Source organism: Mycobacterium sp. (assembly GCF_019247615.1).
GTDB lineage: Bacteria > Actinomycetota > Actinomycetes > Mycobacteriales > Mycobacteriaceae > Mycobacterium.
This window is the reverse complement of the sequence record NZ_JAFBAT010000215.1, coordinates 1-8,124: the sequence shown is the minus strand read 5'-3', so window position 1 is coordinate 8,124 and position 8,124 is coordinate 1. Positions and strand designations below refer to the sequence as shown.

The 8,124-nt window shown below is 68.2% G+C and carries 3 protein-coding genes and 1 pseudogene; all 4 read right to left on the bottom strand.

The features are described 5' to 3' along the window. A pseudogene (locus JO059_RS14830) lies at nucleotides 1-229 on the bottom strand (hypothetical protein); the annotation flags it as partial. 230 nt (nucleotides 230-459) lie between these two features. Continuing rightward, a complete protein-coding gene (locus JO059_RS14825) occupies nucleotides 460-966 on the bottom strand; it encodes a hypothetical protein (protein WP_293319957.1) in 507 nt (168 codons plus the stop codon). A gap of 169 nt (nucleotides 967-1,135) precedes the next feature. After that, nucleotides 1,136-4,417, bottom strand: a complete 3,282-nt coding sequence (locus JO059_RS14820; RefSeq protein ID WP_293319955.1) for an arabinosyltransferase domain-containing protein — start codon at nucleotides 4,415-4,417, stop codon at nucleotides 1,136-1,138. Beyond that, nucleotides 4,414-7,758 carry an arabinosyltransferase domain-containing protein gene (locus JO059_RS14815; RefSeq protein ID WP_293319953.1) on the bottom strand — a complete coding sequence of 1,115 codons (3,345 nt, stop codon included), beginning with the start codon at nucleotides 7,756-7,758 and terminating at the stop codon, nucleotides 4,414-4,416. The genes JO059_RS14820 and JO059_RS14815 overlap by 4 nt, the downstream gene beginning before the upstream one ends. Nucleotides 7,759-8,124: the final 366 nt, after the last annotated feature.

The following is an 8,124-nucleotide window of genomic DNA, read 5'->3' as shown; positions in this document are numbered from 1 at the left end:
TCAGGGCGAAAACGGCACACAGCGAAACCCACCACGCTTGCGCGCCGATCATGTCGCGCGCAACGGAAGCGAACGCCTGCGGGAAGGACAAGAGCAACAACCCCCGCAGCGTGGTCAACCACCCCAGCGCGGACACGATGATCGCCGCGGCGCCGTGCCAGTATTGGTGGCCGGCGATGATGACGAGGCCGAAGACCAGGATGAAGGCGCCGGCGACCCATGTCCACAACGAGTTCGCCTCGAATCGGCCAGGAGCGAGGGCATATCGGACGCGCGCGCAATCGCCGTGACGTCGGCAATGATTAAGAAAGGCCCGAGCACACGGCAGAACATGCGAGTGGTGGCCGGCGACTGTTGAGAAACGTCCATTGTGGTATCGGACCATTCGCCCAAGCCGCCGAGATAGGGACCGAAGTCCCAACCGTTCGGGGCGTTCGACCTACGGTGTTTGCGCCCGGCCTATACCGGCACCAAAAATTCGGACGTGTAGTACTCGGCCGGGTGTTGCGTGTTCCCGCTTGCGCGCTCCACGATCACCCACACACCCGTCGTGCCCGGGCGAAGGGCCGCCCGGATCGTCGCCGTTCCGCTGCCGGCCGCGTCGGTCTGCAGTCCGGTGAAGGCGGTGCCGGGGTCGCCGGGACCACAGGTAGCCGACGACGGCAGGGGTTCCTCGATCAAGCCGACGTCGTAGTGGGTGCCCGGGTTCGGGCCGCTGACCAGATGGACCTCGGCTGTCGCGGTCGAACCGGCGACAGTGATGACGGCCGAGGCGGTGCCCAGTAGCGCGCGCGCCACGAGGGGCGCATTGTCGACTCGGCTGAAATCGCAACGCCGCAGATCGGCGTCCATGGCGACCCTGGTGCCGCCGTCGGCCGCGGCCTTGGGGCTTTCGAATGTGGCCGCCGGCGCGACCGCCAAGGTGATTGCCGCCGTGCAGGTTCCAAACCGCGCCAGGGTGTTCATCGGGCCCCCAATTGCCCATTGGTTCGTACCATTAATCGTTCGTAATTGGAACCAAGTATTGACCCGAAATTGCCCCAATTAAACCCTTCGTCGCAAATTAGTCAGAAGTAAAATTGCGCCTTTTCGGCCGAGGGGTTTATCGACGGCCCGGAAAGCGTGCGTTGCTGGGTCAGGGCTTGATCCGGATCGGTCCCGGCGACCACCACCCGCTGCGCGTCGCGGTGCTGAGGTCCAGTTGGGCCGGGCTCGCATCTGCAACGGTGTCGAATTTGCGCAGTGACCCCCAGTCACGGCCCCAGTCGCGGGACAGATACGTCGACATCACATGCGCCCGCAGTAACAGGTCCGTGATGCCCAGCAGCCCACCGTTGACGCCGTCCTCCCAGGTGTCGGTGTCCTGCTTCTTGGCGTTGTAGTCCGGCGTGATCCGAAACTTCGGCACCTCGGTCACCCCGTTGGCGTGCAGCATCGGGTGCTGACACGGAAACGCCAGACCGACGGCCCAGTCCAGCAGCACGGGCTGGGACGAGCCGACGTACTCCTGCAGGGAACGCAGCTCCGGCACCCGCGGCGGCGTCACCGCGATCCAGTCCTCCGGCGTGAGGGAGAGGTCCTCGGCGACGAGCCGGACCGCGACGGCGTCGGCGGGAATCTGGGATCGCGGGAAGCGCAGGTTGCGCCATACCTTCGGCTGCTCCCCGTACAGGTCGTAGGGCAGCAGCCGACCGGCCGGCAGCACGTCACCGCCCGGGCCTGGCTTGCCATATTCGAGGACGACGGTCTGCCCCGACGTGTGGCCGTGCAGCACGCTGTTGCCCGTTATTCTCCCGGCGGCGGTCACCACCACGAGGGGATGCCCGTCGTCGGACTTGGGGAGCTGGTACCACGCCGATGTCAGCCTGCTCTGCTGTTGCGGGCCGGTGGTGTAGCTGCCGGCAAGCGGAACCCGATCGGGATCCAGGCCGTAGGGCAGCGGTGCCAGGGACCCGTTGATGCCCGGCGAGCTCAGCTTGGTGGGCCCATACCAGTCGTAGTCGGTGCCCGGCTGCGGCACCGCCGTTTCCCGGACCGCCTCGGCGATGGTGCGTTCCGGTACTCCGTTGGCTGAGAACCCCGTTGGGTTGATGCCGCCCAACGGGCCCAGCGGGCCGTAATCGGCGGGTAACGGCGCCATGAAGCCGGCGTTGCTGTCCGGCTCCACGAGCACGTCGTCGGCCAGCGCGCAGCCACCGGCGAATTCGCGCAAGTTGGACCAGCCGTTGGAGTAGGTGGGGTATTGGCGCACGATCCCGGCCACCATCGACGCGACGAACACCAGCGCCATGAATCCGGCCGCGAGTGGCACCGGCGCCGCCGTCACCGCCCGCGCCAGCCGGCCCTCGCCGCGGGCCCGCGACGCCGCCCCAATGTCGCCCGCGCCGCGGTCTCGCGGCGCCCCCCCAATGTCGAAGTGCAACCAGATCGCCCACAGCGCAGCGACCACGAACAGCACGAAAAAGACCGAGCTGACGGTTATTCCGGCGATCCTCGGCATCGCGCTGTTGAACGGCACGCCGTAGCTGGACACGTACCACCAGCCGTTGAAGGTGGCGAAACACAGCGCCAACACGAACAACACCGCCGCCGTGAACGCCATCCGGTTGCGCGACCAGCGCAGCACCTCGTGCGACACCAGAACCGTGGTCAGCGCCGCCGTCGCCGCGCCCACCGCGGCAAACAACCCGAAGTGGTGCACCCACTTGGTCGGGGTGAACATCAAGAAGAACATGGTCGCGAAGATCACGCCCATCAGCCGCCACGCCGGCCCGCGGGCCACCCCGGGAATTCGCTTGCGGCGCAACATGATGAACACGGCGGTGAACAGGCACAGCGCGGTCATCAGGAAGCCGAACCGCCGCGACACCGCACCGTCGACGGTGGGCAGGAAGAGGTAGTAGTAGCGCAGGTTCTCGGTGTACCACGCCTGGCTGGGGCCGATCGCGGTGCGAATCCTGATGGCTTCCAAGTCCGTTGACAGGGTCTGGTCGGCGAAGACGACGGTGAGCACCACGAAACCGGCCGCCAGCATCGGGGCGACCAGCGGCCACGTGCCGACAAGCCGATGCCGGTGCACCAGGATTCGCAGAATCGGCCGGCCACCGGCGATCAACGCGGCCACCGCGATGAGGCCCGTTGGCTGGACGGCCAACGTGAACGCGGCGGTGATCACCGCAAGCGCCGCCGGGGTCAAGCGGCTGTACCGCATCGACCGCTCGATCAGCACGTAGGTGACCAGCGAACCCAGCGCGATGATCGGCTCGGGGCGCAGGCCGTTGTTGAACGGCATCCACGCGGTCAGCAGCAGCATGCCGGCCGCCCAGTTGGCGGCGGCGCTGGACGTTACCGCCGGCCCCAACCGCGGCAATACCTCACGCGACAGCAGGAGCCAACAGAGCAGCCCGGCGAGCAGGTCCGGCAGTCGCATCCACAGGCTGTGATCGCTGACGTGGGTCATCAGCGCCAGCAGGTTGTAGTACCAGCCGAACGGGTCCTCCGGGCTGCCGAACCAGCGGAAGTAGTTGGACATGTAGCCGGCGTGGTCGGCGACCCGCGCCATGCCGAGGATGTAGCCGTCGTCGGAGGAATTAGCGCCGATCAGGTGCCACAACAGGAACCCGAATATCACCGCCGCGTCAACCACGGTGAACCTTCGCCAGCGGGCCGGTATCCAGCGGTGCATGCGCCGGCCGTCCAGCTGATCCAAGCGCCACAGCGCGATCAGCGCGACGACGGTGGCCAGGATCGCCAGCACCATCGCGGTCAGCTTCAGCGTCGTCGGCGTGCTGGAGAAGCGGGTGTCGATGGTGGCCGCGAACCGTAGGCCCGGCGGAGCGGGACCGGTCAGATCCGTGAACACGCCCACGATCTGGGGGCGCAGGTTGGGGTCGGCGAACCCCCCGCGCACCGGCTTGCCGGCCGGATCGGTCAAGCCGACGAAGGTGGCGAAGGTGCCGGCGCGCGTGGAGGTTATGTCGATGTGCTGGCATTGCGGGGACGCCGCCTGGTCCCGAGTCACGCTGGCGATCACCACGTTGCGGTCGGTGACGTCGACGCGCTGGCTGCTGGCGACGACGAACAACGCGTTGAGCGCGGCGTCCTTGCCTTTCTTGGGTGCCGTGCTCAGGACGACCCCGCCGTCGGGCGGCAGGCCATCCACGACAGAGCACGGCACGGAAGCCGTCACGTCGACCGGCGTCAGCGAGATCAACGGCGCGGTCACGCTGTTCAACTGGCCGTTTTGCGGCCAGTTCAGCATCGCCGTGGTCTGCACGACGGGCAGCAGCGGTGTCGCGACCGACAGCACGAAGCCCAGCAGCCCCGCGACCGTTGCGACCCACCGCGTCAAGCGCACGTTGTCGCGGGTGTCGCGCCGCTCGACGGCCGCCTGCTGTTCCTGGTTGATGACGCTCATGGGAGGGCCCTAATCGGTCCCTGCCGGCTCCAGCCGCGCACTGTGATCACACCCTGTTCGACAACGGCGGCCGGCGCCTGATCGGCCGGCACCAAGGGGAAGTATTGCTCGACCGATCCCCAGTCGCGGTACCAGTCGCCGCGCAGGTATGTCGCGATTGTCGAGGTGCGCAGCAGTGCCTGCGTGAACAGGAATGGCCCCCCGGCCTCGCTGGCCTCCCACCCGTTCGACGACGCCGCCGTCTGTTTGTGATCGGGAAGGAGGCGGTACTGCGGAACTTCGGCCACGCCCAGGTGCTCGGAGAACGGCCGCTGGCAGGGGAAGTTGGCGGCGGTGGCGATGTCCATCAGCACCGGTGTGTGCGACCCGATCAGTTGCTGGAGGGTCTGCAGCACCGGGACGCGCGGCGGCGTGAACGCGAACCACTGCTCGGAACTGAGGTTGGGGTCGTAGGCGACGATGCGTGCCACGTTCGCCTCCGGGGGTGCCCAGCTGAGCGGGAACCGCAGGTTGCGCCATGCCGGCTCCGGCCCGATGTCGATCGGTTGCACCTCCCCGAGGGGCTGTGTGGGGCCGTCGGGGCGGGCCAAGTCGCGGTGGCCCCACTGCAATTTCAGCGACTGGCCATAGGTGAAGGTGCCGTCCTCTTTGTACGACCAGATGGCGCCGGTCGCGGAGACCACCACCAGCGGGCGATCGGCGCTGCGCTCTTTCCAATCAGGGGGCAGCTGGTACCAGGCCGAGGTCGCCGTGGCGGCCAGTGTGTTCTCGCCGTAGCTGCCCATCACCGGCGTGCGGGCCGGGTCCAGGCCGAACGGTAACGCCGCGTGCGACCCGTTCACGCCGACCGGACCCTTTCCGCCGGCCGTGCCCGCGGAGTCGCTCATGGTGGCGTTGGGCTTGTTGGGAGACGCGTCGGAATTCACCACCCCCGGCTTGGTCACGACCGGGTAGGACCTCAGGTCGTCGCCCACGCCGTCGGGTTTGAACCCGACGGGCTTGACTCCCCCGAGCGGGCCGTCCGGACCGAACTGCTGGCCCGGAACCGGCTGCAGCAGACCGGCATTGGGATCCGGCTCGGCCAGCACGTCGTCGCCCATCGCGCAACTGGTCTTCGACAGCCCCGACTCGATGGCCGCCAGGTTCGCCTTGGCGGTGGTGTACAGCGGGTAGCGGAAGACTGCGCCCTTGGCCAGCGACGCGACCTCGCCGACCACCATGATCGTCGCCACCACCAGCAGCGGGGTGGAGGCCAGCACGCGGTTGCGTCGGCTGTCCTTGACCTCGGTGTGCCCGGCGTAGTCCATGCGGAAGTGGTACCAGCCGGCGAGTAGCCCGGTCAGGATCGACAACGTCAAGAACATCGACGTCACGGGGTGGCTGGCGATCACGGGTTGGATGTCGAACCAGGGCACGCCGTAGTTGCCGACGTAGAACCAGCCGTTGACGCCGGAGGTGGCCCACGCCAGCACGAACAGCAGCGCCGTGACGTACAGCGACAGGTTGCGCCGGCTGTGCAGGCCGATGCGGGCGAAGGCGAACGCGGTGACCGCACCGAGGGCGCCGGCCAGCCCGGCGAACGCGCCGAACTGCACGGCCCACTTCGTCGGCGTGAACGTCAGCAGCAGCAGCCCGATGGCGGTGGTGCCGATCAACCGCCACGCCGGGCCGCTGGCCAGTCCCGGCACCCAGCCGCGCCGCAGCAGCACGACCAGCATGCCGAACAGGCAGAGCAGCATCACCAGCACGGCGAATCGCCGCGCCATCGACCCGTCGGGGTTGGACTCCACCGTGAGGAAGTAGTAGCGCAGGAAGTCTTGGTACCACGCGATGGTCGGTCCGACCTTGTACTTGATGCGGGCCGACTCGGCGACCGTGGCCAGCGTCTCGCTGCGGAACACCACGACGGTGATCGAAAAGAGGGCGGCGGCCAGCACCAGCAGCGGCGCCAACAGACCATCGGTTGCCCGGCGGCGCTGGATCGTCCTGGCGATGGCCCGGGCCCCGGTCAGCAGGGGCGCGACCGCGATCACACCCTGCGGCGCCAGCGCCGCCGCCAGCATCGCGACGATGATCGCCACCGCGGCCGGAGCCACTCCCCCGATCGCGATGGCGCGTTCCACCAGAACCCAGGTGACCAGCACGCCCAGCGCGATCAGCGGCTCGGGTCGCAGGCCGTTGTTGAACGGCAGCCAGGCCGCCAGGAAAACCGCGCCCGCGGTGAGCACCGCCACACGATTAGTTCCCAGGCCGCCCCTGCCGGGACCCAGCCGGCGCAGCATCCAATGGGCGATGATCAGCCAGCACCCGATCCCGGCCAGGGTTGCCGGGATGCGCATCCAGACCCCGGCGGTACTCACCGCGGCCAACTTGGCGAGCACCGAGAGATACCAGTCGAACGGTGCTTCCGTCGTCCCGAAGTAGCGGTAGTAGTTGGCCACATATCCGGCCTGCGGCGCGACCCGGGCGATGGTCAGGTTGTAGCCGTCGTCCGACGACGTGGCGCCGATGACGTGCCAAAGCAGCAGCGTTCCGATCACGCCCACGTCGGCCACCCAGGGCGCCGCACCGAAGCGCCGCCCGGCCGGGCGGACGTTTGGTCGGTACCGGGCCAGCCGGGCGATCGGGGAGCGCCAGTCGGTCAGGGTGTCCCGGCCGCGACTGCGTCGATCCAGGGCGGCCATCGCGATGATGGCGACCGCGACCGCCAGGACGCCGGCACCCATCGCCAGCTTCTTGATGGCCGCGGGCGCCGTGATGAACCGGGTGTCGACGTCGACGCGGGCCGCCAGCCCCGGCTGCGCCGGCACCTTGAGCTCGGTGAAGATCCCACCGACCTGTGGTTTCTTTTCCGACGGCAGTGTTCCGGAAGCGCCGGGTATGCCGACGAAATCGGCATGCGCTGCACCGGCGTCGGACCAGACGTGCAGCAGGCTGCAGGCGCCGGCCGCGACCGCCGAGCGCTGCGCCACCGCAGCCACCGTGTCCCGGAACGCGACGACGATCACGTCCTTGTCGGCGCGCACGAACAGGCCGTTTTTGCCGGCGTCCACCCCGCCGGTCGGCAGGGTGGAGATCACCAATCCACCGCTGGGAGGCAACGTGGCCATCGCGGAGCAGGGAACGGAGACGTCCAGCGCGCGCGGCGCCCCGGACACCAGCGGGGCGGTGATCTGGCTGACGTGGCCGTCGACTGTGCCCTGGGGCCACAGGATTGTCGCCGTGGTCTGCTTCACCGGAAGCAACGGCACCGCGACGCACAGCAGCACTCCGACCAACCCGGCGACGACGGCGATCAACCGCGGGATGCGCTGCGATTGCCGATTACCGTCGTGGGGCACGAGGCTCGATGGTAGGGGACGCCGCTTAGTGCGGTGAGGACGCCGGGCGGCCGGTCGCCTGAGATCGCGAATTCAGGACGGACTTTCGATGGGAAACCACTCGAGGCGGTCGCCCATAATGGTCGCCTGTCGACGCGAACGACGCCCGCCGCGCGGATTTGCCAGCCGCAACCCGCCACATAGACTGTCGTCGCAGTACGTGCGTTCAAAATGGGAGCTGAGGCCGCAAAACGGGACGAGGACGTACCGAAAACGGCCCCGATGTCTTCGGGAGGCTCGCAGCGCCATGGTGACCACAGGTCTCGGATTCGGTGTCTTGGGACCGTTGCTGATGACCTCCTACGGCGCACGGGTGCCGGTGGGCCC